The organism is Streptomyces sp. NPDC044719, assembly GCF_056433405.1.
On record NZ_JBWKHE010000002.1, the window covers coordinates 38877 to 64949 of the forward strand.

Here is a 26073-nt window from a genome sequence, read left to right on the forward strand (position 1 = left end):
CTGCCGCTGTCACTCCTCGGATGGTAGTGGGCCCCGACCACACCCCACAGGTTCGGCGCTGTATCAAATGACCGCCCCGCGGCTCATGTCGAGGAGGATCGGCGCGTACCGACGACCGCTCCGCCGCACCGACCGACGCCGTCGCCCAGTGGGAGGACCCGCCATGGCACCTCAGCGATTCCACGAGCAGTTCGACCAGATCCAGCGCTCCATGCCGGAGGTCCCCCTCGCGATGGGCCCGGACGACGCGGGGGAGTTCATGTACGAGAAGGGCGTCGTCCTCGTCCGCGACGGTGAGGAGGCCGGCATCGTCGAGGACACCGTACGGGCGCACTTCACCGCGGCACCCGACCTCGACCAGGACCAGGTCCGCCGGGCCGGCCCGCGGACCAACCGCAGCGGCATCACCCGGATCCGGGTCGGCGACCCCGGTGAGGGCGGCCGGGAAGCCGACCGCGCCGTCGCTCAGGCGCTGCGCTCCGTACGCGAACGGGAGGTCCGCGCCGGGCACCGCATGGCCGCCCGCAACCACGTCGTCCACATCGCGGTCAACGCCTGCCCCGGCGACGAACCGGTCCCCGTCCCGCTCAGCGAGCCGCTCAACCCGGCGCCCGCCGACACGGCGTACGACCCGGACACCGCCGTCGGCGTCCTCGTCGTCGACACCGGGCTGATGAACGACTACCGCTCCTGCGGCCTGCTGTCCCACACCGGCGGCGACGCCCAGGTCCAGGAGTGCGACGACCGGGGCATCCTCCAGCAGTACGTCGGCCACGGCACGTTCATCGCCGGGCTCGTCGCCGCCGTCGCGCCCAACACCGACATCACCGTGCGCGGCAGCCTCAACGACGCGGGCGCCATCCTGGAGTCGGAGTTCGGCGACAAGCTCTTCGAGGCCGTCGACGCCGGCGGCTGGCCCGATGTCCTCAGCCTCTCCGCCGGCACCTCCAACGGCCGCACCGACGGTCTGCTCGGCGTGGAGAACTTCATGCGGGAACTGCGCGAGCAGCGCACCCTGCTGGTCGCCGCCGCGGGCAACAACGGCAGCGCCACGCCGTTCTGGCCCGCCGCCTACGCCGACCTGCCGGGCTGGGAGGACTCCGTGCTCTCGGTCGGCGCCCTGCGCAGCGACGGCGAGTTCGGCGCCTGCTTCACCAACCACGGCCCTTGGGTACGGGTCTACGCCCCCGGCGAGCGCCTCACCAGCCCCCTCACCGGCTTCGAGACACCCGTCCCGTACGTGTACCAGCACTCCACGTACGACTCCTGCCGCTACGGCTTCCGCTACGGCTGCACCTGCCGCCACCCCCGCCACACCGGAGTGCTGAGCGACGAGAACGCCGCCGCGAAGCCGGACCAGGTGATGTTCGAGGGGTACGCGCAGTGGAGCGGCACCTCCTTCGCCACCCCCGTGACCGCGGGCATGGTCGCCGCCCATATGACGGCACACAAGGAGACCGACCCGCGCGCGGCCCTGCGGCAACTGCTCGCCGCCAACACCGGGCTCGCCGAAGTGCGCGGGGCGCACGTTCCCGCGCTGCGTCCGCCCACCTGGCGCCCGGTCCCGGTCGTGCGCCTGGTCCCCGGCTCGTGAGGGCCGAAGCCGCCTCCTCCACGGCGTACCATGACCTGCCGTACTCGAGGGGTGGGGCTGCTGTGGACCGTACTGATGCCGACGCGCTCGTCCAGGCAGCCGCCGACGGCGACGCGGCGGCCTGGAAGGCGCTCGTGGAGGGGCTGAGCCCGCTGGTCTGGTCCGTGGTGCGGGCCCACCGGCTCTCCGACGCGGACGCCCACGAGGTGTACCAGACCGCGTGGTTCCGCTTCGCCCAGCACCTCGGGCGGATCCGCGAACCCGGCAAGGCGGGCGCCTGGCTGGCGAGCACGGCGCGCAACGAGTGCCTCAAGGTCATCCGGAGTTCGCAACGGCTGACCCTGACGGACGATCCACAGCTCCTGGACCGGGTCAGCGAGGAGGGCACGCCGGAACAGTCGCTGCTCGACTCCGAGGAGGCCGCCGCCCAGAGCGAACGCGTACGGCGGCTGTGGCAGGAGTTCGAGGAACTGGGCGAGCGGTGCAGGCAGTTGCTGCGCGTGCTGATGGCCACGCCGCCGCCCAGCTATCAGGACGTGTCCGCCGCGCTCGGTATCGCGGTGGGCAGCATCGGGCCGCTGCGCCAGCGCTGTCTGCGGCGTCTGCGGGCCCGGCTCGAGGCTCGGGGGGCGATATGAGCGACACGAACGGCATGAACGGCATGAACGGCATGAACGGCATGAACGCCGACGAGCTGTTCGGCGAAGAGGACTGGGGTGATGAGGAGTTCGACGCCGGGCTGCTGGAGGAGGAGCTGCGGCAGGCCGTCGCCGTCCTGGACCCGGTGCCCGCGGAGCTCCAGCAGATCGCCGTCGACGCCTACGCGCTGCACGACCTCGACGCCCGGATCGCCGAGCTGACCTTCGACTCGCTGGTCGACGCCCTCCCGGTCCGGGGCGTCACCGACGCGCCCCGGATGCTGACCTTCCGGGCGGGCGAGGTGACCGTCGACGTCGAGGTGACCCCGCAGGGACTGCTGGGACAGGTGCTGCCACCGCAGCCGGCCCGGGTCGAGGTCCTGGGCGGCCCGCGCCCCGGCGCCCCGCTCATCGCCGACGACCTGGGCCGCTTCACCGGCGACGCACCGCTCTCCGGCCCGTTCGCGCTGCGGCTGCGCACCGGCGGGGACGTGGTGGTGACGGAGTGGCTGCGGGCCTAGACCCTGGGCCGGGGGACCCGGGTCACCAGGTGCACGGCAGCGTCCGCGGACCCCGGATCATGGTCCTGCGCCGCCACTCGACCTGGTCGGGCGGGACCGCAAGGCGCAGGCCCGGGAGCCGGTCCAGCAGCGTGCCGAGCAGCAACTCGGTCTGGAGGCGGGCCAGGACGGCGCCGGTGCAGTGGTGCGGTCCGTTGCCGAGGGCCAGGTGCGGGTTGGGGGCGCGGCCGGGGTCGATCCGGTCCGGCTCGGGGAAGACGTCCGGGTCGCGGTTGGCGGCGAGGTAGGAGACGTACACCGGGTCGCCCGCGCGGATGCGGTGTCCGTGCAGGTCGACGTCCTCCAGGGCGATCCGCGCCAGGCCCACGGAGCTGCGGTGCGGGATCCAGCGCAGCAACTCGTCCAGCAGCGCGTCGCGGGCATCGGGCCGCTCCTGCCACCACTGCCGCAACTCGGGCCGGGTGAGCAGCAGGCACAGCATCTGCCCGCAGTTGTGGGTGACGGCCTCGCCGCCGATCTGCAGCGGACCGGCGAGGCCGACGGCCTCCGTCGCACTGAGGTCGCCACGCGCCACGGCGGCGCCGAGCAGGGAGTACACGTCCTCGCCGGCGCTGTCAGCGCGGGAGCGGATCGTCTCCGTGATCCATCCGTACAGGCTGTTCTTGGCCCGGTCGGCGGCCTCGGCCCCGCCCGAGGTGGAGATGATCTGCCGGGTCCAGGTGTGCACCCGTTCCCGGTCGGTAGCGGGCACGCCCATGACCTCGCTGACCAGGGCGATCGGGAACGGCTCGAGCACCCGCTCGATCAGCTCGGCCGGCGGCCCGTCCCGTACGACCCCTTCCACCAGTTCGTCCAGCATCTCCTGCGCGCGGGGCCGCAGCCGCTTCATCGCGCTGACGGTGAAGGCCCCGGCGACCGCCTTGCGCAGCCGGTTGTGGTCGGGCTGGTCGGCGAAGGCCAGTGAACCGGGCCGCGGCTTGAAGTGCGGTGCCATCCGCGTCACTTGCCGTCCGGTCACCTCGGCGCGGCTGAACCGCGGATCGTTGGTGATCAGCTTCACGTCGTCGTGGCGGGTGGCCAGCCACGCCCATCCCTCGCCGAACGGCAGCCGGATCCGGGTCAGCGGCCCCTCGCGCATCAGCTCCGCGAGGACGGGGTCGAACTCCGTCCCGTCCAGGTCGAGGGCGGGCCAGTCCCGTACCGGGGGCGGTGCCTGGCCGGTCAGCGTGGTGGTCTCCTCCGTCATGCACCCACCCTCGTCGGGCCCCCGCCGCTTGTCGCGCGGGAGTGCTCCAGCCGGTGGCGTCCGGCGTTCAGCGGGACACGGCGTCGACGAGACGGGCCAGCGCGCCGGCCAGCCGCTCCAGTCCGGCCCCGGCGGGACCGCCCGGCTCGGTCATGTAGATGTCGCGGCGGATCTCCACCATGAGCGCGCCGACCTCGGGCCGCTTCCCGTAGAACTCCAGGGGGACATAGGTCCCGCTGAACGGGCTGTCGAGCCCGGTCTCCCCGAACGCCTCCCGGGCGGCGTCCAGCAGGCCCGGCGACGTGTGGAACGGGTCGGTGCCGAGGCACACGGCCGGCCGGGGCCCGTCCCCGTGCAGTTCGTACGGCAGCCTGCGGCTCGGGTAGGAGTGCACGTCGATGATCACGGCCCCCCCGGTGGCCGCCAGCCGGTCCGCCACGGCCTGTGTCATCGCCCGCGCGTACGGCCTGAAGTACCGCTCCACGAGCGGCTCGGGATCGATGCCCTCGGGCCGCAGCACAGCGCCGTGCGTGGTCCGCGTGTACACCGCGCCCATACCGACGGCCCGCATCTCCTCCCGTTCGTCCGGAAACCGCTCGGGGTCGACGACCAGCCGCGACAGCCGGTTGACGAACCGCCAGGGCGTCACCTCCGCGAGCCCGGCCGCACCCTCGGCGATGTCCGCCGTGTGCGCGTCGGTGATGTGGTCGAGCTCCCGCTCCAGCTCCTCGTCGCCGAGCAGGATGCCGGCGCGCACGTCGTCCGGTATCTCCCGTGCGGAGTGCGGGACATGCAGGATCACGGGGGAGCGACCGGCCCCGGCCGGCAGCTCGAAGGAGGGCGGGGCGTCGGTCATGGGGCGGCTCCGGGGGTGTGGCCAGTGACGTGCGGCAAGATCACCCACGCAGGACTCCGCCCCGGCCGGGCAGCATGCCGGCCGGGGCGGAGTCGGTGCCTCTACGCGGGACCGGGCGTCAGCTCAGGGACGCCAGGGCCTCGTTCCACGTGGTGGACGGGCGCATGGCCTGCGCGGCCTTCGCCGGGTCGGGCTGGTAGTAGCCGCCGATCTCGACCGGCTTGCCCTGGGCGGCGATCAGCTCGTCGACGATCTTCTGCTCGTTGGCCGTGAGCGTCTCGGCGAGCGGGGCGAAGGCCTTCGCCAGGTCCGCGTCGTCGGTCTGCTTGGCCAGCTCCTGCGCCCAGTACAGGGACAGGTAGAAGTGGCTGCCGCGGTTGTCGATGCCGCCGACGCGCCGGGTCGGGGACTTGTCCTCGTTGAGGAAGGTCGCCGTGGCGCGGTCGAGCGTGTCGGCCAGGACCTGGGCGCGGGCGTTGCCCGCCACCTTCGCGAGCTGCTCGAAGGACGGCACCAGGGCGAAGAACTCACCCAGCGAGTCCCAGCGCAGGTAGTTCTCCTTGACCAGCTGCTGCACGTGCTTCGGCGCCGAGCCGCCCGCACCCGTCTCGAACAGGCCGCCGCCCGCCATCAGCGGGACGACCGACAGCATCTTGGCGCTGGTGCCCAGCTCCAGGATCGGGAACAGGTCGGTCAGGTAGTCACGCAGGACGTTGCCCGTCACCGAGATGGTGTTCTCGCCGCGGCGGATGCGCTCCACCGACAGCTTCGTCGCCTCGACCGGGTTGAGGATCCGGATGTCCAGGCCCTCGGTGTCGTGCTCCGCGAGATAGGCGTTGACCTTGGCGATCAGGTTGGCGTCGTGCGCGCGGGTCTCGTCCAGCCAGAACACCGCCGGGTCGCCGGTGGCGCGGGCGCGGGTGACGGCCAGCTTCACCCAGTCGCGGATCGGCGCGTCCTTGGTCTGGCAGGCGCGGAAGATGTCACCGGCCGAGACGGCCTGCTCGATCAGCGCGGTGCCGTTGCCGTCGACCAGGCGGACGGTGCCCGTGGTGGGGACCTCGAAGGTCTTGTCGTGGCTGCCGTACTCCTCGGCCTTCTGCGCCATCAGGCCGACGTTCGGCACCGAGCCCATGGTGGACGGGTCGTAGGCGCCGTTGGCCCGGCAGTCGTCGATCACGGCCTGGTAGACGCCCGCGTAGGAGGAGTCCGGCAGGACCGCCAGGGTGTCGTGCTCCTGGCCGTCGGGGCCCCACATGTGGCCGGAGGTGCGGATCATGGCCGGCATGGAGGCGTCGACGATGACGTCCGAGGGGACGTGCAGGTTCGTGATGCCCTTGTCGGAGTCGACCATCGCCAGCTCCGGGCCCTCGGCGAGCTCGGCGTCGAAGGAGGCCTTGATCTCGGCACCCTCCGGCAGGGAGTCGAGGCCCTTCCAGATGCCGCCCAGACCGTCGTTCGGGGTGAGGCCGGCCGCCGCGAGCTTGTCGCCGTACTGCGCGAACGTCTTCGGGAAGAAGGCGCGCACCACGTGGCCGAAGACGATGGGGTCGGAGACCTTCATCATCGTCGCCTTCAGGTGCACCGAGAACAGCACGCCCTGGGCCTTGGCCTCGGCGACCTGCGCGGTCAGGAACTCGCGCAGCGCGGCGACGCGCATCACGGAGGCGTCGACGACCTCACCGGCCAGCACGGGTACGGACTCGCGCAGCACCGTGGTGGAGCCGTCGTCGCCGACGAGCTCGATGCGCAGCGCGCCGTCCTCGGCGATCACCACGGACTTCTCGGTGGAGCGGAAGTCGTTCTGGCCCATGGTCGCCACATTGGTCTTGGACTCGGGGGTCCAGGCGCCCATGCGGTGCGGGTGGGACTTGGCGTAGTTCTTCACCGAGGCGGGGGCGCGCCGGTCGGAGTTGCCCTCACGCAGGACCGGGTTCACGGCGGAGCCCTTGACCTTGTCGTAGCGGGCGCCGATCTCGCGCTCCTCGTCGGTCTTCGGGTCGTCCGGGTAGTCCGGCAGGGCGTAGCCCTGGCTCTGCAGCTCGGCGATCGCGGCCTTGAGCTGCGGGATGGACGCCGAGATGTTCGGCAGCTTGATGATGTTGGCGGCGGGCGTCTTGGCCAGCTCGCCGAGCTCCGCGAGGGCGTCCGGGATGCGCTGGTCCTCGGTGAGGTACTCCGGGAACACGGCGATGATGCGCCCGGCCAGCGAGATGTCGCGGGTCTCCACGGCGACACCCGCCTGCGAGGCGTACGCCCGGACCACCGGCAGGAAGGAATACGTCGCCAGGGCGGGGGCCTCGTCAGTGTGCGTATAGATGATGGTCGAGTCAGTCACCGGGTGCTCCGCTCCACGTCTGCAACATTGCTCGACATCAAGATATCTCGTGACCGGCCTCGTCTCGACAGGGGTCCGCCGCCAGTTTCGGGCAACCGATCGGCCCGCTCCTTTGTCATGGAGAGAGATCACTCACTCCAAGCCACGGCCGGACCTGACCACCCGGCCGTCCGAGCGAAAGCGGACCATGAGATATCGCACCAGAGTGACGGCCCCGGCGGCCGCCCTGATCGGCACGGCGGCGGCTCTGACCACGGGGGTCCCGGCCCAGGCGGCCACACCACGGGGGACCACGCGCACGGACGCCTCCCCGGGCCCCGAGACCCTCGGCGACCCCGTCTTCCCCGCCCTCGGCAATGACGGCTACCGCGTCTCGGCCTACCACCTCGACTTCGCCTACGACGCCACCACCAAGCTCGTCGAGGCCACCGCGACCCTGACGATCCGCACCACCCAGGCCCTGAGCCGCTTCTCCCTGGACGCGCGCGGCCTGGACATCCGCTCCGTCCGGGTCGGCGGCCGCACGGCCGCCTTCGAGCAGGTGGCCGAGAAGCTGCGGATCACCCCCGCCCGTCAGCTCCCGGCGAAGGCCCGGGTCACCGTGTGCGTGGCCTACGGCGCCGACCCGCGCCGGACCCCGCCGCCCGCCGGCGGCTGGGTGGCCACCCCGGACGGATTCGCGGTGTGCTGCCAGCCGGACCTGGCGCACACCGTCTTCCCCTGCAACGACCACCCCTCCGACAAGGCCGACTTCACGTTCCGCCTCACCGTGCCCGCCGGGCTGCGGGGCGTCGCCAGCGGCAGCCTGGTGCGTACCGAGCGACTGGCAGGCGACCGGACCGCGTACACGTACCGCTCCCGCTCGCCGATCGCCACGGAGGTGGTGCAGATCACCGTCGGCGACTATGTGATCAAGGACCGGCAGGGCCCGCACGGCCTGCCGCTGCGGGACGTCGTCCCCACCGCCCGCGCCGCCGCCCTGGAACCCGCCCTGGCGCTCACCCCGGCCCTGGTGGAATGGGTCGAGCAGCGGCTCGGGGCGTACCCCTTCGAGACGTACGGCCTGCTCCCCTGCAACTCGGACGACCCGAACGCCTTCGACTTCACCGGCCTGGAGACGCAGACCCTCACGATCTACAAGCCGAACTACCTCCTCCAGGAGGAGAGCAAGATCGGCTCGCACATGATGCACGAGCTGGTCCACTCCTACTTCGGCAACAGCGTCAGCCCCGCCACCTGGGCGGACCTGTGGCTGAACGAAGGCCACGCCGACTTCTACGGGCTGCTGTACCGCTACGAGCGCGGCTGGCCCGACTCCAAGGGCATGACCACCATGGAAGCCCGGATGAAGGACACCTACGCCCTCGGCGACCAGTGGCGCCACACCTCCGGGCCGGTCGCGGCGCCCAACGCCATCAACCTGTTCGACGGCCAGCGCTACCTCGGCGGCGTGCTCGTCCTGTACGCGCTGCGGCAGAGAATCGGCGAGGCGGCCTTCAGCGCCGTCGAGCGCACCTTCCTGGAGCGCTACCGCGACGCCTCGGCGTCCACGGAGGACTACATCGCGGTCGCCTCGGAGGTCTCAGGACAGGACCTCACGGGCTTCCTTCGGGACTGGCTGTACGGGACGAAGACGCCCAGGATGCCGGGCCACCCGGACTGGACCGTGACGCCGGTGAAGCCGTCCCTCGCGGCTCCGCGAAACCGGAGGGACAGCGGGCACCACGACAACTCGGCGACCCTGTAGCGCCCTAGTCGAGCCGGGCGGACGTCATGCCGTCCGGCTCGAACTCGCCGGTCCGCTGCTGCGGGATGACGGCCGCGCCCTGCTGGAGCGCCACCGTGCGGGCCGGGGCGGGGATACGGATGCCCTCCGCGCGGTAGCGCTTGTGCAGGCGCTTGATGAACTCGTGCTTGATCCGGTACTGGTCGCTGAACTCGCCGACGCCCAGGATGACGGTGAAACCGATGCGGGAGTCGCCGAAGGTGTGGAACCGGATGATGGGCTCGTGGTCCGGCACAGCGCCGTCCACCTCGGTCATCGTCTCCGCGATGACCTCGTTGGTCACGCGCTCGACGTGCTCAAGGTCGCTGTCGTAGGCCACCCCGACCTGCACCAGGATGGTCAGCTGCTCCTCGGGGCGCATGAAGTTGGTCATGTTCGCCTGCGCGAGCTGACCGTTGGGGAGCACGATGAGGTTGTTGGACAGGTTGCGGATCGTCGTCTGCCGCCAGTTGATGTCCTCGACGTAGCCTTCCTCGCCGCTGCTGAGCTTGATGTAGTCACCGGGCTGGACGGTCTTGGAGGCGAGGATGTGGATGCCCGCGAAGAGGTTGGCGAGCGTGTCCTGAAGCGCCAGCGCGACCGCCAGACCGCCGACGCCCAGGGCCGTGAGCAGCGGGGCTATGGAGATGCCCAGGGTCTGGAGCACCACCAGGAAGCCGATCGCCAGGACCAGGATCCGGGTGATGTTGACGAAGATCGTGGCCGATCCGGCGACCCCGGAGCGGGACTGGGTGACCGTGCGCACCAGGCCGGCCACCACCCGGGCCGCCGACACCGTCGCGACGAAGATGAGCAGCACGGTCAGCACCTGGTTGGTGTGGTGCTGCACCGTCCGGGTCAGCGGCAGTACCGCCGCCGCGCCCGCGGCGCCGCCCACGACCGCGGCCCACGGCACCACGGCCCGCAGCGCGTGCACGATGACGTCGTCCCCGCTCCAGCGGGTGCGGTCGGCGTGCCCGCCCAGCCAGCGCAGCAGGATGCGCAGCGCGAAGGCGGCCAGCAGGCCCGAGGCCAGGGCGATGCCCGCGAAGACCAGGTCATCCACTGTGAGCGCCCGGTTCACCGGTCACCTCCGGGGTCAGGAACAGCGCCGAACGCCGTCGTCGACGGCCGGATGTGAAGTCTCGTCACGTAGTCACCTGCTCGTTTTCGGGGAAGTCCGGTCGCGCCCGACCACCCTGACCCGGGGTCGGCGCAATCGTTCATCCTGCCGCATCCCGTACGGGGCTTCGTACCGGAGACAGGGGTGAGCGGGGGGTGAGTTACTGCACATGACGTACCGTCGCGTGCGCCGGATCCGCCTCGCGCACATCCGCGCCGCAAGGTGAAGTCCCTTCCGCGTGACGGAGTCGGCACGCTGCCCGGGTCAGATCACCTTCAGCCGCACCAGTGCCCCCAGTGTCACCGCGCCCGGCAGCAGCGGCAGCCAGACGGTGATGACCCGGAAGGCCAGGACCACGGCCGTGGCCACCGCGGCCGGGCCGCCCGCCGCCACCAGCGCCACGACCAGCGCCGCCTCCACCGAGCCGATCCCGCCCGGGGTGGGCACCAGGGCGACGGCGACCGTGGCCGCCAGGTAGGCCACCGCCATGTGCGCGGGCGGCACGTCGAGACCGAGCGACTGCCCCACCAGCACCAGCACGGAGGCCTGCAGCGCCGGGAAGGTGAAGGACCCGCCCCACAGGGCCAGGGCCCGGGCCGGGCGGGTGTGCACCGAGCGCGCCTCGCCGAGTGCCGTACGCAGGAAGGAGACCAGGGCCGAGCGCACCCGCCGGACGAGGGCGACCACGGCCGCCGCGACCACGAGCACCACGCCGGCACCGGCCAGCAGCGGACCGAACGCCGTCTCCGGGACCAGCGTGCTCAGCCGCAACGCGTCAGGGAACGCGAGGAACAGGGCGCCCAGCAGGGCCACCCGGCCGATGCTCTCCGCCAGCAGATACAGCGCGAGGGCGGCGGAGGAGCGGGCGAGCGGCAGCCCGCACACCGTCATGAACCGCAGATTGACCGCGCTCGCGCCGAGCCCGGTCGGCAGCAGGTGGTTGGCCGCGCCCGCCGCGAACTGGGTCGCGAGGAGCCGCCGTTTGGGCAGCGGTTCGACGACCGCGCCCTGCCGGGTGCAGGCGGCCGCGACCCAGGTCAGACAGGTCGCGCCGACCGCGGCCAGCAGCCACGGCCACTCGGCGGTGCCCAGGTGCGCGAAGCCCTCGGCCAGCACCGACCGGTGCTGGACCGCGACCACGGTGACGAGCAGGAGCGGAAGCAGACACAGGATCTGACGCAGGCGGCGGACAGGGACGCGACGGGGGAGTCGTCCCGGGCGGATTTCGGGGAGTTGTACCGCTGTCACATCCGCAGAGGCTTCCCATGCCGTGCCAACGGCGGGTTGCGGAAGCGGGGCCTGCGGATTGCGTACGGGGAGCGGCTCGGAGGAGATCGTCATAGGGGCCTTCGCGCGGGGAGCGGACGGGGGACGGGAAGAGGGGGATCGGGCTGATTGTGCGGGATGTCGGGGCCGATACGCGAGCGCCTTGACCTCAAGATTGCTTGAGGTTCTACGTTCGGTGCCATGAGCATGGAGACCACAGCGTGGACACAGCTGCACAGCGTCATGAACGCCGAGGAGGAACGCCGCCCCTTCGCCCTGGCGACCCTGCGCCGCATCGGCGCGTTCGCCCGCCCGCACCGGCGCCGCATCGCCCTCTTCGTCCTGCTCGGCGTCGGGACCGCCCTGCTCGCCGTGGCCACCCCCGTCCTGGCCGGGAGCGTCGTCGACGTGATCGTCTCGGCCGGTGACGAGGGCAGAGTCGTACGCCTGGCCCTGCTCATCGCGCTGATCGCGGTGGCGGAGGCGACGCTCGGCATCCTCGGCCGGAGGCTGTCGGCGACGCTCGGCGAGCACCTCATCCTCGATCTGCGGACCGCCGTCTTCGACCATGTGCAGCGGATGCCGGTGGCGTTCTTCACACGCACTCGTACGGGCGCCCTCGTCTCACGGCTCAACAACGACGTCATCGGCGCCCAGCGCGCCTTCAGCAACACCCTGTCGGGCGTGGTCAGCAACCTCGTCACACTGGTGCTCACCCTCGCCGTGATGCTGACCCTGTCCTGGCAGATCACCCTGCTGGCGCTGGTGCTGCTGCCGGTGTTCGTGATCCCGGCCCGGCGCATGGGCAGCCGGATGGCCCGGATGCAGCGGGAGGCGGCGACGCTCAACGCGGCGATGGGCACCCGTATGACCGAGCGCTTCTCCGCACCGGGCGCCACTTTGGTGAAGCTCTTCGGCAGGCCCGAGGAGGAATCGCGGGAGTTCGCCGAACGCGCCCGCCGCGTCGCGGACATCGGGGTCCGGACGGCCACGGCCCAGGCCGCCTTCATCACCGCCCTCACCCTGGTCTCCGCCCTCGCCCTGGCCCTGGTCTACGGCCTCGGCGGCTGGTTCGCCCTGCGCGGCGCCCTGGAACCGGGCGCGGTCGTCTCGCTGGCGCTGCTCCTGACCCGGCTGTACGCGCCGCTGACCGCGCTGGCCGGGGCCCGCGTCGAGGTGATGAGCGCGCTGGTCAGCTTCGAGCGGGTCTTCGAGGTGCTCGACCTCCGGCCGCTCATCGAGGAGAAGCCGGACGCGCGCGGGGTGCCCGACGGGCCCGTGGCGGTCGAGTTCGAGAAGGTCCGCTTCGGCTACCCCGCCGCCGACAAGGTCTCCCTGGCCTCCCTGGAGGAGGTCGCGACCCTGGACCGGCGGGGCGGCGACGAGGTCCTGCACGGCATCTCCTTCCGCGCCGAACCGGGACAGACCGTGGCGCTCGTCGGCTCCTCCGGCGCCGGCAAGTCGACCGTCGCGCAACTGCTGCCCCGCCTGTACGACGCCGACGAGGGCGCCGTGCGCGTCGGCGGCGTCGACGTCCGAGACCTGAGCGCCCAGGCCCTGCGCGAGACCCTCGGCATGGTCACCCAGGACGGGCACCTCTTCCACGACACCGTCCGCGCCAACCTCCTGCTGGCCCGCCCCGCGGCCACGGAGGAAGAGGTGTGGGACGCCCTGCGCCGGGCCCGCCTCGACGACCTCGTACGGTCCCTGCCCGACGGCCTCGACACCGTGATCGGCGAACGCGGCTACCGGCTCTCCGGCGGCGAACGCCAGCGCATGACCATCGCCCGGCTGCTGCTGGCCCGTCAGCGCGTCGTCATCCTCGACGAGGCCACCGCCCATCTCGACAACACCTCCGAGGCCACCGTGCAGGAGGCCCTCACCGAAGCCCTCGAAGGCCGGACGGCGGTCGTCATCGCCCACCGGCTGTCCACGGTCCGGTCGGCGGACCAGATCCTGGTCGTCGAGGCCGGCCGGATCGTGGAACGGGGCACGCACGAGGAACTGCTCGCGGCGGGCGCACGGTACGCGGAGCTGTACCGCACCCAGTTCAGCGAGACGGAGCCCAAAGTCGCCGAAAGCGTGTGAACGGCGCCGGGCGCGCATCCGTACCTCCTGCGAGTACTCAGGCCTGCCCGCCAGGGCAGAACAGCGCCCATCCGGAGAGGCGACGTGTCCCAGCAGCAACCGCACGCACCATCCAACCGCCGGACCCCGTCCCGCGCCCAACGGCTGCGCATCGCCGCGGCGGTGGGCGTCCTGGTCGCACTTCCCCTGGTCACCGCCTGCGGCGGCGGTGACGACAAGAAGCCGGCCGGCAGCCGCAAGGCGGCGACGCCCAGCGGGGCGGCCGCTCCCGCCGCCGGTGTCGTCGCGCCGGCGAAGGTGGAGGTCATCGCCGGGCTGGCCGGCTGCAAGGCGAAGATCCGCACCGAGGCGGACGAGCTGCGCGAGGGTGTGTGCCACACCAAGAAGGGCGACTTCCTCATCACCACCTTCCCCGAGGAGAAGCTCAAGGAGACCTGGCTGGAGTCGGCCCGTGTGTACGGGGGCAAGTACCTCGTCGGAATGCGCTGGGTGGTCAGCGCCAAGCCCGGCATGTACGAGTCCCTGCGCGCCAAACTCGGCGGCACGGTCCAGGAGTTGCAGGGCATAGGCCCCTCCGCGAACCCCTCCTGACGTCACTCGGGCACCAGGCGGCGGACGAGTCCGGCGACCTGTGCGTCCTGCCGGGCCAGGAAGGTCTCGAAGGTCCGGCCGGTGGCGAACACGTCGGTCCAGCCGTGCCGGCGGAGTTCCGCCCGCCACCGGCGGGAGCCGTGCAGCTCGGTCAGCGCGTCCACCCAGCGCCGCCGCTCGGTGTCGCTGATGCCGGGCGGGGCCACGATGCCCCGCCAGTTGTCGAAGACCAGGCCGATCCCGGCGGACCTCAGGGTCGGCACACCGGGCAGCACACCGACCGGACGCTCACCGGTGACGGCGAGGACCCGCAGCCGGCCGCCGCGTATCTGGTCGAGGAACTCGCCGACCCCACTGGTGGCGACGTCGACCCTGCCGTCGAGCAGCGCGGGCAGCAAATCACCGCCGCCGTCATAGGGGACGTACGCGACCCTCCGCGGGTCGATGCCGACCGCCCGGGCCAGTTCCATCGGCAGCAGATGGTCGGGGCCGCCGGCGGAGGAGCCGCCGCCCACCCTGAGCCGCCCGGGGGTTTCGCGCCAGGCGTCCACCAGGTCACCGATCGTGCGGTACGGCGAGTCCTCGCGGACGACGACCGCGCCGGCCTCCTCGATCAGGCGGGCGATCGGGGTGGTGTCGGTGACGGACACCCGCGAGCCCGCCGCGTGTGACGAGCCCACCACTCCGAGGCCCATCTGCAGCGCCAGCTCGCCGTTGCCCTTCTCGTCGACGACGCGCTGCAGCCCCACCGTGCCACCGGCACCCGGCAGGTTGAACACCTGCACACCCGGGGCGATCCCGGTCTCCTCCAGCACCCGGGCCGCGGTACGGGCTGTGGTGTCGTAGCCGCCGCCGGGCGTGTTGGGCACCATGAGCCGAAGGTTCGCGGCGTCGCCGCCGCCCCGCCCCGCCCCGCATGCGCAGACCACCAGCAGCGCCAGGACGGCGAGAGTGCCGGGTAAGGCGCGCGCCGGGCCTCTCATGACGCCTCCCTTTCGATTTCCGCTGGTGGGCGTCATGATTGTCCGACTCGGCACCTGAGCCACCCCGCTTGTGTCGGCAGAGAAGATTGAGTTCGTTGTGGTCGCCACCTTTCGTCGCCATTCGCTCGCGGGCGAGATGCTGGTGCTCCAGCTCGCCATCGTCGTGGTGGTGCTGCTGGCGGTCGCCGCGGTCTCCCTCGCCCAGTCGCAGGCCACCTTCACCCGGGTCGAGGGACGCCGGGTGAGCGCGCTGGCCGAACAGCTGGCCGCCAACCCCCTGGTGCGCAGCCAGCTGGTGCGTCCCGCACCGGGGGAGACGCTCGCCCCACTGGTGCACTCCACCCAGGCACAGTCCGGGGTGACCTCGGTGACAGTGGCCGACGCCTCCGGCCGGATCGTCAGTTCCACGAACCCCACCGTCGTCGGCGAGCGGCTGCCGCTCGGGCCGGGCACCACCCGGGAGCGTGGCTGGGAGGGACAGCTGACTCTGGACGGCAACCGCGAGCTGGCCGCCCAGGTCCCCGTCCTCGGGGCGACCGAGGAGAACCTCGGCCGGATCCTCGGCACGGTGATGATCGGCGAGGCCGATCCGACGGTGTGGCAGCGGCTCAGCGGCGCCTCCTCGTACCTGCTCGCCTATCTGGGCATCGCCAGCGGGCTCGGCGTGGCCGGCTCCTGGCTGCTCGCGCGACGCGTGAAACGGCAGACCCTCGGGCTGGAACCACGGGAGATCGCCGGGCTCGCCGAGCACCGGGAGGCGATGCTCTACGGGATCGCCGAGGGTGTGATCGCCCTGGACCCGCAGCACCGCCTCACTCTCGTCAACGACATGGGCCGCCGCCTGCTCGAACTGCCCGAGGACTGCGTGGGCCAGAGCCTGGACGGCCTGGGCATCGACGGGCGGCTGCGCGACGTGCTGGCCGGAACCGTGACCGCCGCGGCCGACAGACGGGACGAGGTCGTCGTCCGCCACGGCCGGGTCCTGGTGATGAACCGGATGACCGTCGCCAAGGACGGCCGGCTGCTCGGCTCCGTCACCACCCTGCGCGACCGCACCGAACTGGCCCGGCTGGAGCGGGAGATCGGCTCCTTCCGCAGCTCCTCGGAGCTGCTGCGCGCGCAGGCGCACGAGTTCGCCAACCAGCTGCACACCATCTCCGGGCTGATCCAGATCGGCGAGCAGGAAGAAGTCGTGCGCTACATCCGCGCGTTGAACCAGCGCCGTCAGTCCCTGGACGTCACCCTCAGCCGCCGCGTCCGGGACACGGCGGTGGCGGCACTGCTGATGGCGAAGGCGTCCCTCGCGGCCGAACGGAAGGTCAGCCTGCGGATCTCCGACGACACCGCGCTGGACCGGCTGGCCCCGGAGGACGCCGCCGACGTGGCGACCGTGGTGGGCAACCTGGTCGACAACGCCGTCGACGCCGCCGCGCCCGACGGGCAGCGGTGGGTCGAGGTGGCGCTGCGCCAGGACGCCTCCAGCGTGGAGATCGTGGTACGCGACTCCGGCCCCGGCGTGGCTCCGGAACTGGCCCGCGAGGTGTTCTCCCACGGCTTCACCACCAAGGCCGCGCGCGAGGGCGAGCGCGGCATCGGACTGGCCCTGACCAAGCTGGTCTGCGAACGGCACGGGGGAGAGATCTCGGTGGCCAACACCCCCGACGGAGCGGTGTTCACCGCACGCATGACCGTCGGCCGGCTCACCGGCACGGTGGCGGAAGGAGCGGCCCCATGACCTCCCGAGCGCGCGACACGCCGGGCACGATCGACGTCCTCGTGGTCGACGACGACTTCATGGTGGCCCGTGTCCACCGCACCTTCGTCGAACGCGTCCAGCCGTTCCGTGTCGTCGGCGTGGCCCACACGGGCAGGCAGGCGATCGAGGCCGTGGACGAACTGCGACCCGACCTCGTCCTCCTCGACCTGTACCTCCCCGACCTCTTCGGCCTCGAGGTCATCCCCCGGCTGCGCACCGCGGGCCGCGACTGCGACGTCATGGTCATCAGCGCCGCGCAGGAGGCGGACACGGTCCGCGGCGCCGTCCGCCGAGGCGTCGTCGACTACCTCCTCAAACCCTTCGACTTCGAGGACCTGCGCCCCCGCCTGGAACGCTACGCCGCCCAGCGGGGCCGCCTGCTGACGACGGTCGTACGGGGCCAGGCCGACGTGGACCGCGTCCTGGCCGGCGCGATCGTCCCCGCCCCCGCCCCTACCCTGCCCAAGGGCATGAGCGTGGAGACCGCCGAACTGGTCGAACGCGCCCTCCGCGCGACGTCCGGCACCCTCTCCGCGACCGAATGCGCGACCCTGACCGGCCTCTCCCGTGTCAGCGCCCGCCGCTACCTGGAGTACTTCCACAGCACGGGCAGCGCGGAGGTGACGTTGCGGTACGGCGCTGCGGGGCGGCCGGAACGCCGTTACGGCCGCCGGTTGTGACCTGATGCCGCGACACGAGCCGCACGGTGGGCGACGGTCCGATTACCATTCGTACAGTCCTGGAGGACGGTGACTCGTAGCGAGGGGGAGCGCGTTGGGGGTTCGCGATCACTTGGTCGTCGTCCTGCCGGGGTTGGGGGGAACGGTCCTCGCCGTCCCCGACCGACGCGGGCGCCCGAGCGGGGAGTTGGTCTGGGGCACGCTCGGGAAGGACCTCGACCTGCTGCGGGACCCCGAGGGACTGAGCGTCGAGAGGTATCCACGGCTCGCCCCGGCAGGACTCGTCGCGGCCACCAGGGCGTTCGGGCTGTGGACCGTGGTTCCCGGCTACGACCGTCTCCTCGCCCGGATGGGACAGCGAGCCGGAGCCGTCGTCGACGACGGGACCGCGCCGGAACCCGATCTCGACGCCGGCATCGTCGCCGTCGGATACGACTTCCGCCTCGGAGTCGCCGATGCGGCGCGGACGCTGGACGCCCAACTGCTGCCACGGCTGGAGCACCTCTGGCCGCACGAGGAGGACCGCAGGGCACGCGTCGTCATCGTCGCCCACTCCATGGGCGGCCTGGTGGCCCGCTACTGGGCCGCAGTACTCGGAGGTGCCCGCTGGTGCCGCGGCATCATCACCCTCGGCACACCCCACCGGGGCGCACCCAAGGCCCTCGAGGTGATGGCGCACGGACTGCCCGTCGGGCGCTTCCGCGTCACACGGCCCGTCGAGGTGGTGCGCGGCTGGCAGGGACTGGCGGACCTGCTGCCGCGCTACCCCGCGGTCCACGACCGCAGCGCCCCTGACGCCGAGCGCCCGTCCGGCCACGGCGGTGCCCCTCACCCGCCCAGCCGGCTTCGGCCGCACCAAGTTCCCCTGCCCTGGCTGCGCGAGCCGGCCCGACGCGCCCACGCCATGCACCAGAGGATCGAACAGGGCTGGCAGAACCTCCACGTCCCGCCTGCGGTCATGCCCCGCATCGGATTCGGCCACGCCACCCTGCGGTCCTGCTCCTGGGACGGCAACGACGTGACCGTCACCAAGGACGTCCCCCCGGGCCCCCAGCTCGGCGGCTGGAGTGCCGGGCTCGGCGACGGCACCGTCCCCGCGTTCTGCGGCCTGCCCGTGGAGATGGACAACTACCCCCGCACCCACCTGCACGTACACCGGCGTCACGGCCCCATCGCGGAACTGAGGGAGACCGCGGAGCTGCTCGACGCCTTCCGGAGCGACGCGGCGCTCTCCGCGTACCGAGCCCGGCAGGAGAGCCCGGTCGTCCTCGGCATGGACCTGGACGAACTGCACCTGCGCGACCGGCCGATCCCCGTCGTCGTCACCCCCCTGACCCTGGCCGGAGAACGTGTAGACGCCGCGCGGGCCACGGCGTGGGCCGGCGCGGAACCGGTGAGGGAAGACGCCCCGCCGCCCTGGCCCCGGGCCGATGTCCGGCTGGAGTGGGACGCCGGGCAGGGCGCCTTTCACGGCCGGCTGCCCGGACTGCCGCCCGGCCTGGTGAAGGTGAGCGTCGTCGCCCGGGACCTGACCGACGCGACCGCCGTACAGACGGTGCAGGTGCTCGATGACACCGGCCTCGAGTGACCGCCGGGCCGCGTGGCCGCCCTGGTCGGCCGACGCGGTCCCCGCCGACCTGGCCCGCTACGTCGTGCCGCACGCCGTACGCATGCACGCGCGGATTCCCGGGCCTTCGGACGCCCCGGTCCTGCGGCGGGTGCGCGTGGTCTGGGACCGGCTGCGACAGGCCGGGATCGGCTACGCGCACGAGCCCGTCGACAGCAGGCCGGACGGGCAGTGGATCAGGCCCCCGGCCGAGGTGCTCGTAGCGCCCCGCAACGGCACGTGTCTCGACCTCGCCGTCCTGCTCGCCGGCGCTTTCCGGCACGCGGGGCTGCGCACGGCGGTCGTGGTTCTGGACGCGGCCGAACCGGGGCGGCCCGGGCATGCCCTGGTGGCGATCGCGCTGACCGGTACCTGGCCCGCCGGACTGCCCGGCGAGGGCGTGTGGTCCGCCCCACCGCGGGAGTTGCCGGACGAGGTACAGGCCGGGCTGGACGGCCCGCCGCGCAGCATGCTGGTCCTGGACCCGAACGGGATCTCCCACCCCGTGGGCGTGGCCGGACCCGGCACGGACACCGACCTCGCCACAGCCGCGGCGGCGGGATACGCCCAGCTCACCTCGAACGCGTACCGCTGGCGTGTCGGTGTGCCCGCGGATCCGGACGTGACGCCCTACACCCCCGCGCCACTGCCCGCGGTGCTGCCGCTGCGAGACCCGTACCGCGAACCGGGCACGGCCGAGTCGGCACTGCGACTGCTGAGGGCCGAATTCCAGGTCACGCCCTTCCAGAGCCGCGACGAGCTGACCGTGCTGTCGGGGCTGTGCGAGGACACGGTCCGCGCTCCGCACACCACGATCGCCGTCATCACCGGTCGCGGCGGCTCCGGGAAGACCCGGCTCGGTCTGGAGCTGGTCGACCGGGCGGCCCGAGCCGGCTGGTACGCGGGCGTCCTGCGGGAGCAGGCCGGCACGGACCGGTCGTGGGAGTGGCTGGCCGAGGTCACCGCACCCCTGCTCGTCCTCGTCGACTACGCCGACGCCCGGGCCGGCTCCACGATCGACCTCCTGCGCGTGGTGGCACGCCGCCCCCGCCCGGCGGTCGTCGTGCTCACCGCGAGGGAACGCGAGGGGGAGTGGCTGACCCGGATCACCGACGCGCTGGAGTCCGACGCCCACCCCCACCGGCTGGAGAACATCGAACTGCCGGACGCCCACCCCCGGCCCGAGGACCTCTTCCTGCGTACGTGCACGGCGGTCCGGCAAGGCCCCCACGACCACCCGCCCCGTCTGCCGGACCCGGACCGGGGGACCCGGTGGACCAGCCTGGACCTGGTGCTGCTCGGCTGGCTCGCGGCCCGCGGCGGGGATCCGCTGCCGGTCACCTCCGCCGCCCTGTACGACGAGGTGCTGCGTCACGAACGCCGGTACTGGAACACCACCTTCGAGCACCGCACGGGTACGCCCCTGCGGTACACCGGCCTCATCGCCGAGGCCGCGGCATGCCTGACCCTCCTCACCCCCGCCCCGCACCGGGCCGCCGAAGCCCTCACCGCCGTGGCCCTGCTCGCCGAAGCCGACGACCTCCGGGAGCAGATCGCCGACACCCTCGTCACCTGTATGGACCCCGGGCCGGGTGAGTACGTCGCGATCCGGCCCGATCCGGTGGGCGACCACCATCTGCTGACCACCCTCGAACAACGCCCGGACCTCCTGGAGCGCTGCCTGCACATCGGCACCCGGCTCGACGAGGACGACCTCGGAGAGGGGCTGCGCGGCGCCCTCACCGTGCTGACCCGCGCCGGACGCAACGACGAACCGGCCGCCGCCGCCCACATCGAGGCGCTACTGCGTTCCGAGCCGGGGCGCTGGCCGCTGGCCGCCGCCGTGGCCGCGGCGCTGGGAGGCGCCGCGCGGAACGTGCTCGAGGAACTCGCCGCCGCCTCCGACACCCCTCTCCCTCTGGACGACATCTCCGCGGCCCTTCCGTTCGGGGCGGCCAGCCTGTGGCGGCTGGCCCTGATCGTCGACGAACGCAGGCTGGAGGAAGGCCGGGCCGGCGGCGCGGAGCCGGACGAGCTGGGTGAACTGCTGTTCCTGGCCAGCAGACGCCGTGACGACGCCGGGGACCGCTCCGGCGCACTCGAGGCGATCGAGGAAGCCGTCCCCCTGTACAGCGACCTCGCTCTCCTCGATCCCGGACTGCATCTCCCCAACCTCGCGGGCGCGTTCAACGACCTGGCCACTCACCGTGGCGCCACGGGCGATCGGTACGGTGCCGTGGACGCGGCCGAGAGTGCCGTGCGGTTGCAGCGAAGGCTCGTGGCCGAACTGGGACCGGAACACGAGGAGTCCCTGGCGAGGTCGCTGAACACTTTGGCGACCAGCCGGGCCGCGACCGACGACCGGGCCGGCGCGCTGTCCGCCGCCGACGAGGCCGTGCGGATCCACCGGGACCTCGTGCGCACGGCCTCCTCGGAAGACCTGCGCGACGCCTACGTGTCCGATCTGGCGGTGTCCCTCGGCAACCTCTCCCATTGCCGGTCGGCGATGGAGGACCGGGAGGGAGCCCGCGCCGCGGGGGAGGAGGCGGTCGCCCTGCGGCGCCGGCTGCTGTCGGGACAGACCGACGACACCGCCGCCGACCTGGCGCACGCGTTGAACAATGTGAGCGGCCACCGTTCCGGCACCGGTGACGATGCCGCCGCGCTGGAGGCTGCCGTTGAGTCCACCGCGCTGTACCGGCACCTGGTGGTCGTCAACCGCGCTGTCTTCACCGAGGAATTGGCGGCATCACTGAACAACTTGTCGGTGAGCCGCTCCCGCACCGGCGATTTCGAAGCGGCCCTGTCCGACGCCGAGGAGGCCACCGCGCTGTACCGCGCGCTGGCCTCGGACGACATGGGCGTGTTCGCCGCCGACCTGGCGATGTCGCTGAACACGCTGGGCAACCGGCGTGCCGAGACCGGCGACCGCCGGGGGGCGGTGGCGGCGGCCGGCGAAGCGGTGGACCTGTACCGGAGCCTGTACGACGGGGACGAGGACGTGTACGTGCTCGATCTCGGAGGGGCGCTAGGCAATCTGTCCGCCGGGCGGGCGGCCGACGGAGACGTCCGGGGCGCGCTGGAGGCGGCGGAGGAGGCCGCCCGGCTGTGCCGGCACGCTTCGGACACCAAGGGCGGTGCTTTCGCCGCCGAAACGGCCCGGGCGCTGAACACGCTGTCCCTCCGGCGCTCGGACGCGGGCGATCAGACGGGTGCGCTCGCCGTCGCCCGGGAGGCGGTGGCCGTACGGCGGAAGCTGGCCTTGGCCGAACCCGCCGCCTTCACCCGTGAACTGGCGATCTCGCTCAACAACCTGGCCCACCGCCTCTGGTTGGTGGGCGATCGCCCCGGGGCGGTGCAGGCGGGGGAGGAGGCCCTCACGCTGTACCGCCGTCTGGCAGCGGTCAACAGGGCGGCCGTGCTGCCGGATCTGGCCGCCGCGGTGAACAACCTGTCGGTACTGGTGGGCGATGTGGGTGATCGCGACCGTGCCCTGAACCTCGACGAGGAGGCGATCGGTCTCTTCCAGGAGCTGGCCGGAATCAACGGGGACGCCTGGAATCCCCACCTTGCCGGTGCGCTCAACAACCAGTCCGTGAAGCTGACCGAGACCGGTGACCACGAACGGGCGTCGGAGGCCGCCGAGGCGAGCGTCGCCCTCTACCGCGAACTGGCCACGGCCGACCGCGAGGGTTTCCTCCCCGACCTCGCCATGGCGGTGAACAACCTGTCCCGGTGCCGCTACGAGTCGGACCACCTCCCAGAGGCCGTGTCCGCGGCGGAGGAGGCGGTCGGTCTGTACCGGAAGACCGTGACGGAGAGAGGCGACGCGTTCACCGCCGATCTGGCCAGGGCGTTGAACAACCTGTCCGCTGTCCGGGCGGACACCGGGGACCACCAGGGGGCGCTCGACTCGGCGGAGGAAGCGGTGCGTCTGTATCGCGCGTCGGTGGCGGCCCACCCGACGGCCGTCGTGCCGGACCTGTGCAAGGCGCTGAACAACGTCTCCTCCGCTCGGCTGGCCCTGCGGGACCGCGGCGGGGCACTGGAGGCGGTCCGGGAGGCGACGGATCTGCTCCGCGCACTGGTCCTGGCCGAGCCCGCCTTCACCTCCGACCTGGCCGGCACCCTGAACGCCCTTGCCACGGCTCTCTACCTCACACAGGACTTCGAGGGAGCGCTGGCAGCCGGCCAGGAGGGTGTGGAACTCCTTCGCGGCCTCGCGGGCGACGATCCGGCGTCGTTCACTGAGGAACTGGCCGTGTCCACCTGGGACTTGGCGGAGCTGCTCATGATCCGATCGCCTGCCGAGGCGTCCGCCGCCTGGGAGGCCTCGGCGGATGCACTTCCCGAGGGTCACGGACGCGCGGAAGTCCGGGCGGGCGCGGCCGACTGGTACGCGAGCCGGGGTGACCGACCCGCGGCGGCGGAGGCCCTGGTCCGTGCCGCGGAGTCGGCCCACCGCGACGACGCCCGTTCACCCGCGTATCTGACCCGCCGGGTCCGGCAGCGGATCCGTGACGTCGCGCTGTCGTTCGAAACTCCACCGTCCGGTCTGCCCGAGTGGGCGGTGAGCCCGGTCGCCGAGGCCGATCTGGAACTGATCCGCTCGTGGCGGGCAGCCCGGAACTGGCCGGACGCGGAGGCCGTGCTGCGCGCCCGTGCCGATGTGGTCACAGGGGCCACCGTCGCCGCCGGTGTGGACCTTCACGTCATGCTGCGCCCGGACGACGACAGCCTGACGCGGCTGCGGCAGCTCGTGTCCGCCGTCGAACGCCATGGCCTCGAAGCCGTACTCGCCGAGCGCGGTGAGCGACACGCCGTCGAGGAACTCGTACGCGCCTGGATGGAGCAGCCCACCCAGGAGCAGAGGCTGGCCTATCTCGCCACGCATCGCGAGCGACTGTGCGCCGACGAGGCGGCCGAGGTCCTCGCCGCTTCGACCGCCGCGTCCGCACGAGAACACGCGGCGATGCTCGCGCTGGTCAGGACGATGTCCATGGAGACGGTGTCCGACCTCGTCAGCCACGCGGCGACGGCCGCGGACCATGCCCTGGAGGCGCTGGAGGGGGCGGAACTGACGCGGCTGAGGCTGCTCACCGAGGCCAACCCGGCGGCCTTGGACGAACCTGGCGCCGGCTGGGTGCTGCGGGCCGTTCTGGACCTGGAGCGAGGGGACGCCGAGCAGGCCGTACAGGGGATGCGGGCAGGTGCGGCCGTCGCCACGCCGATCCAGCGGCGGGCGCGAGCCGTGAACCTGGCCCGCTGGGCGGCGCGCGCGGACCCGGACCACCGGGCCGCGATCACCAAGCTCATCGACGCACTGGCCGACTCGGCCGACCCGGCCGACCCGGCCGCTCAGGAGTGAGCTCACCCACGGCCGTCGGTGCGCCCTGACGGCCGGTCAGCACAGGAGTGGCGATGTCCGACCGTCTGCACGTTCTCACCGCCATCTATCAGTCGGACCGTTCCGACCGCTCCACCGCTCTCACGGTGAGCCTCGCCACCGTCGCCGCCGCCGTCACCTACCTCATCGGCACCATCGCGTTCTACGACAAGCTCGACCTCCTGGGGTGGATCATCTGCCTGCTGCCGGCACCGCTCTTCTGCGTCGCCGCCTTCCAGGCCCACCTGGTCAACCTCGCCGCCGTCCGGGCCCGTTCCATCCTCACACTCGAACGGACCCTTCTCGACGCGGTCGAGCCGCCCGGCAGCACGCTGGACCGTGACATCATCGGTGTCACGGCGAGCGAACGAGCCGCCAACCTCCACACCGCCACGACCCCGCAGCGCGCGGTGATCCTCCTGGCCTACGGAGGCGTGGGCCTCATCTACCTCGCCTACACGGCCCTGCTGCTGGTCAAGGCGACCCGCCACATGGGCGCCTGGATCACCGTCCCGGCTGTCTCCTATGCCGTGCTGCTGGTGTTTCTCGTCCTGGCGTGGCGCGACTGTCTCAGGAGCCTCGTCCTCTGACCGGTGGGAACACGCGATCGCCGCCGCACGGACGGGAGTCCGCGCGGCGGCGATGTGCGACCGGCCCCGGGACCGTACCGGGGCCGGCACGTCAGGGGCGGTTGGTGAGGTAGCCGCCCATGGACGTGAAGTACTCGGCGGCGGGCAGTTCGCGGCCGTCCTCGGTCCGTACGCGGGTGATGGCGAGGCCCTGGTTGCGGCCGTTGCGGGCGTCGGCGCCGGCGACGATCACCACGCCGTCGCCCTCGCGGTAGAAGATCCGGCCCGGGGTGCCGCCGTAGCGGCCCTCGGACACGAACGCGGCCAGGACGTCGAGCCGCTTGCCGCGGTGGAAGGTGTAGGCGCTGGGGTACGGCTCGGACTGGGCGCGGACCAGGCGCTCCAGGTCCTCCGCGGGCCAGGTCCAGTCGATGCGGCTGTCCTCGTCGGCGCGCTTGTGGAAGAACGACGCCTGGGAGCGGTCCTGCTTGGTGAACTCGGTCCGGCCGGAGGCGATGAGGCCGAGCGCGCCGATGGTGACGGGGGCGATGAGGTCGACGGTCTTGTGGAAGAGGTCGGTGGCGGTGTCCGTCGGACCGACCGGTACCGCCTCCTGCCGGACGATGTCACCGGCGTCGAGTTCGTCGTTCATCATGTGCGCCGTGACGCCCACCTCGGGCTCGCCGTTGATGAGCGCCCAGATCAGTGGGGAGAAGCCGGCGTACTTCGGCAGCAGCGAGTCGTGCACGTTCAGCGTGCCGTGACGCGGGAGGCCGAAGATGCGCGGGGGGATCCACGTCCGCCAGTTGTTGGCCACGATGATGTCCGGGTCGGCCTCCTTGAGGCGGTCGAACAACTCGTCGTCGTCCGGGCGGTTGCGGATCAGCACCGGCACGCCGTGCTCCTCGGCGAGGTCGGCGACCGAGTCGCTCCAGATCTTCTCGTACGCGTGCTCGCTCTTGGGGTGCGTCACGACCAGCACGACGTCGTGCTCGGACTCCAGGAGGGCTTGCAGGGTGCGATGCCCCCAGGTCTGGTAACCGAACATGACGACCCGCATGGGGTTC

At 72.2% G+C, this 26073-nt stretch carries 18 protein-coding genes; 11 read left to right on the plus strand and 7 right to left on the minus strand.

What is annotated here, in order from left to right; translation table 11 throughout:
• Positions 1-163: 163 nt before the first annotated feature.
• From AC07DF_RS06910 to AC07DF_RS06920, 3 genes are all read left to right on the plus strand, one after another.
• Entirely contained in the window at positions 164-1594 is a 1431-nt protein-coding gene (locus AC07DF_RS06910) for a S8/S53 family peptidase (protein ID WP_478967688.1), read from the plus strand.
• A gap of 62 nt (positions 1595-1656) precedes the next feature.
• Positions 1657-2232: an RNA polymerase sigma factor gene (locus AC07DF_RS06915; protein WP_478967690.1), complete on the plus strand. Its 576-nt coding sequence runs from the start codon at positions 1657-1659 to the stop codon at positions 2230-2232.
• Positions 2233-2264: 32 nt separating this feature from the next.
• The gene (locus AC07DF_RS06920; protein ID WP_478969423.1) at positions 2265-2753 is read left to right on the plus strand and encodes a hypothetical protein; all 489 of its coding nucleotides are present in this window, start codon (positions 2265-2267) and stop codon (positions 2751-2753) included.
• Positions 2754-2775: 22 nt separating this feature from the next.
• Here AC07DF_RS06920 and AC07DF_RS06925 read toward each other — a convergent pair whose 3' ends face one another.
• The 3 genes from AC07DF_RS06925 to AC07DF_RS06935 form a co-directional block, all read right to left on the minus strand.
• A complete protein-coding gene (locus AC07DF_RS06925) occupies positions 2776-3999 on the minus strand; it encodes a cytochrome P450 (protein ID WP_478967692.1) in 1224 nt (407 codons plus the stop codon).
• 67 nt (positions 4000-4066) lie between these two features.
• Entirely contained in the window at positions 4067-4855 is a 789-nt protein-coding gene (locus tag AC07DF_RS06930) for an N-formylglutamate amidohydrolase (protein WP_478967694.1), read from the minus strand.
• A gap of 118 nt (positions 4856-4973) precedes the next feature.
• Positions 4974-7193 carry an NADP-dependent isocitrate dehydrogenase gene (locus AC07DF_RS06935; protein WP_478967696.1) on the minus strand — a complete coding sequence of 740 codons (2220 nt, stop codon included), beginning with the start codon at positions 7191-7193 and terminating at the stop codon, positions 4974-4976.
• Positions 7194-7380: 187 nt separating this feature from the next.
• Between AC07DF_RS06935 and AC07DF_RS06940 the strand changes: the two genes are divergently transcribed.
• The gene (locus tag AC07DF_RS06940; protein WP_478967698.1) at positions 7381-8940 is read left to right on the plus strand and encodes a M1 family metallopeptidase; all 1560 of its coding nucleotides are present in this window, start codon (positions 7381-7383) and stop codon (positions 8938-8940) included.
• Positions 8941-8944: 4 nt separating this feature from the next.
• Here AC07DF_RS06940 and AC07DF_RS06945 read toward each other — a convergent pair whose 3' ends face one another.
• Complete coding sequence (locus AC07DF_RS06945) at positions 8945-10042, minus strand: mechanosensitive ion channel family protein (protein WP_478967700.1); 1098 nt, start codon at positions 10040-10042, stop codon at positions 8945-8947.
• A gap of 303 nt (positions 10043-10345) precedes the next feature.
• A complete protein-coding gene (locus tag AC07DF_RS06950) occupies positions 10346-11245 on the minus strand; it encodes a lysylphosphatidylglycerol synthase transmembrane domain-containing protein (RefSeq protein WP_478969425.1) in 900 nt (299 codons plus the stop codon).
• 309 nt (positions 11246-11554) lie between these two features.
• Here AC07DF_RS06950 and AC07DF_RS06955 point away from each other — a divergent pair, with 309 nt between their 5' ends.
• Both AC07DF_RS06955 and AC07DF_RS06960 read left to right on the plus strand, forming a co-directional pair.
• Positions 11555-13435 carry an ABC transporter ATP-binding protein gene (locus AC07DF_RS06955; protein ID WP_478969427.1) on the plus strand — a complete coding sequence of 627 codons (1881 nt, stop codon included), beginning with the start codon at positions 11555-11557 and terminating at the stop codon, positions 13433-13435.
• Between the two features lie 84 nt (positions 13436-13519).
• On the plus strand, positions 13520-14026 hold the full coding sequence (locus tag AC07DF_RS06960; RefSeq protein ID WP_478967702.1) for a hypothetical protein: 507 nt from the start codon (positions 13520-13522) through the stop codon (positions 14024-14026).
• A 2-nt stretch (positions 14027-14028) separates the two neighbouring features.
• Here AC07DF_RS06960 and AC07DF_RS06965 read toward each other — a convergent pair whose 3' ends face one another.
• Positions 14029-15009, minus strand: a complete 981-nt coding sequence (locus AC07DF_RS06965) for a Bug family tripartite tricarboxylate transporter substrate binding protein (protein WP_478967703.1) — start codon at positions 15007-15009, stop codon at positions 14029-14031.
• Between the two features lie 97 nt (positions 15010-15106).
• On the opposite strand from AC07DF_RS06965, the gene AC07DF_RS06970 reads away from it, so the two are divergent.
• The 5 genes from AC07DF_RS06970 to AC07DF_RS06990 all read left to right on the plus strand — a co-directional run bounded on the left by AC07DF_RS06970 (position 15107) and on the right by AC07DF_RS06990 (position 25027).
• Positions 15107-16744 carry a sensor histidine kinase gene (locus tag AC07DF_RS06970; protein WP_478967705.1) on the plus strand — a complete coding sequence of 546 codons (1638 nt, stop codon included), beginning with the start codon at positions 15107-15109 and terminating at the stop codon, positions 16742-16744.
• On the plus strand, positions 16741-17445 hold the full coding sequence (locus AC07DF_RS06975; RefSeq protein WP_478967707.1) for a response regulator: 705 nt from the start codon (positions 16741-16743) through the stop codon (positions 17443-17445). Before AC07DF_RS06970 ends, AC07DF_RS06975 begins: the two co-directional genes overlap by 4 nt.
• A gap of 94 nt (positions 17446-17539) precedes the next feature.
• Entirely contained in the window at positions 17540-19033 is a 1494-nt protein-coding gene (locus tag AC07DF_RS06980; RefSeq protein WP_478967709.1) for an esterase/lipase family protein, read from the plus strand.
• Complete coding sequence (locus AC07DF_RS06985) at positions 19014-24419, plus strand: tetratricopeptide repeat protein (RefSeq protein WP_478967711.1); 5406 nt, start codon at positions 19014-19016, stop codon at positions 24417-24419. Before AC07DF_RS06980 ends, AC07DF_RS06985 begins: the two co-directional genes overlap by 20 nt.
• Positions 24420-24472: 53 nt before the next feature.
• Entirely contained in the window at positions 24473-25027 is a 555-nt protein-coding gene (locus AC07DF_RS06990; RefSeq protein WP_478967712.1) for a hypothetical protein, read from the plus strand.
• A 91-nt stretch (positions 25028-25118) separates the two neighbouring features.
• On the opposite strand, the gene AC07DF_RS06995 is transcribed toward AC07DF_RS06990, so the two are convergent.
• The gene (locus tag AC07DF_RS06995; RefSeq protein WP_478967714.1) at positions 25119-26066 is read right to left on the minus strand and encodes a methionyl-tRNA formyltransferase; all 948 of its coding nucleotides are present in this window, start codon (positions 26064-26066) and stop codon (positions 25119-25121) included.
• Between the last annotated feature and the right edge of the window lie 7 nt (positions 26067-26073).

Coding starts and splice junctions, on each gene's coding strand:
- AC07DF_RS06965 (WP_478967703.1), bottom strand. CDS start 15,009: ATGAGAGGCCCGGCGCGCGCCTTACCCGGCACTCTCGCCGTCCTGGCG.
- AC07DF_RS06995 (WP_478967714.1), bottom strand. CDS start 26,066: ATGCGGGTCGTCATGTTCGGTTACCAGACCTGGGGGCATCGCACCCTG.
- AC07DF_RS06990 (WP_478967712.1), top strand. CDS start 24,473: ATGTCCGACCGTCTGCACGTTCTCACCGCCATCTATCAGTCGGACCGT.
- AC07DF_RS06985 (WP_478967711.1), top strand. CDS start 19,014: ATGACACCGGCCTCGAGTGACCGCCGGGCCGCGTGGCCGCCCTGGTCG.
- AC07DF_RS06940 (WP_478967698.1), top strand. CDS start 7,381: ATGAGATATCGCACCAGAGTGACGGCCCCGGCGGCCGCCCTGATCGGC.
- AC07DF_RS06920 (WP_478969423.1), top strand. CDS start 2,265: ATGAACGGCATGAACGCCGACGAGCTGTTCGGCGAAGAGGACTGGGGT.
- AC07DF_RS06910 (WP_478967688.1), top strand. CDS start 164: ATGGCACCTCAGCGATTCCACGAGCAGTTCGACCAGATCCAGCGCTCC.
- AC07DF_RS06975 (WP_478967707.1), top strand. CDS start 16,741: ATGACCTCCCGAGCGCGCGACACGCCGGGCACGATCGACGTCCTCGTG.
- AC07DF_RS06930 (WP_478967694.1), bottom strand. CDS start 4,855: ATGACCGACGCCCCGCCCTCCTTCGAGCTGCCGGCCGGGGCCGGTCGC.
- AC07DF_RS06955 (WP_478969427.1), top strand. CDS start 11,555: ATGGAGACCACAGCGTGGACACAGCTGCACAGCGTCATGAACGCCGAG.
- AC07DF_RS06925 (WP_478967692.1), bottom strand. CDS start 3,999: ATGACGGAGGAGACCACCACGCTGACCGGCCAGGCACCGCCCCCGGTA.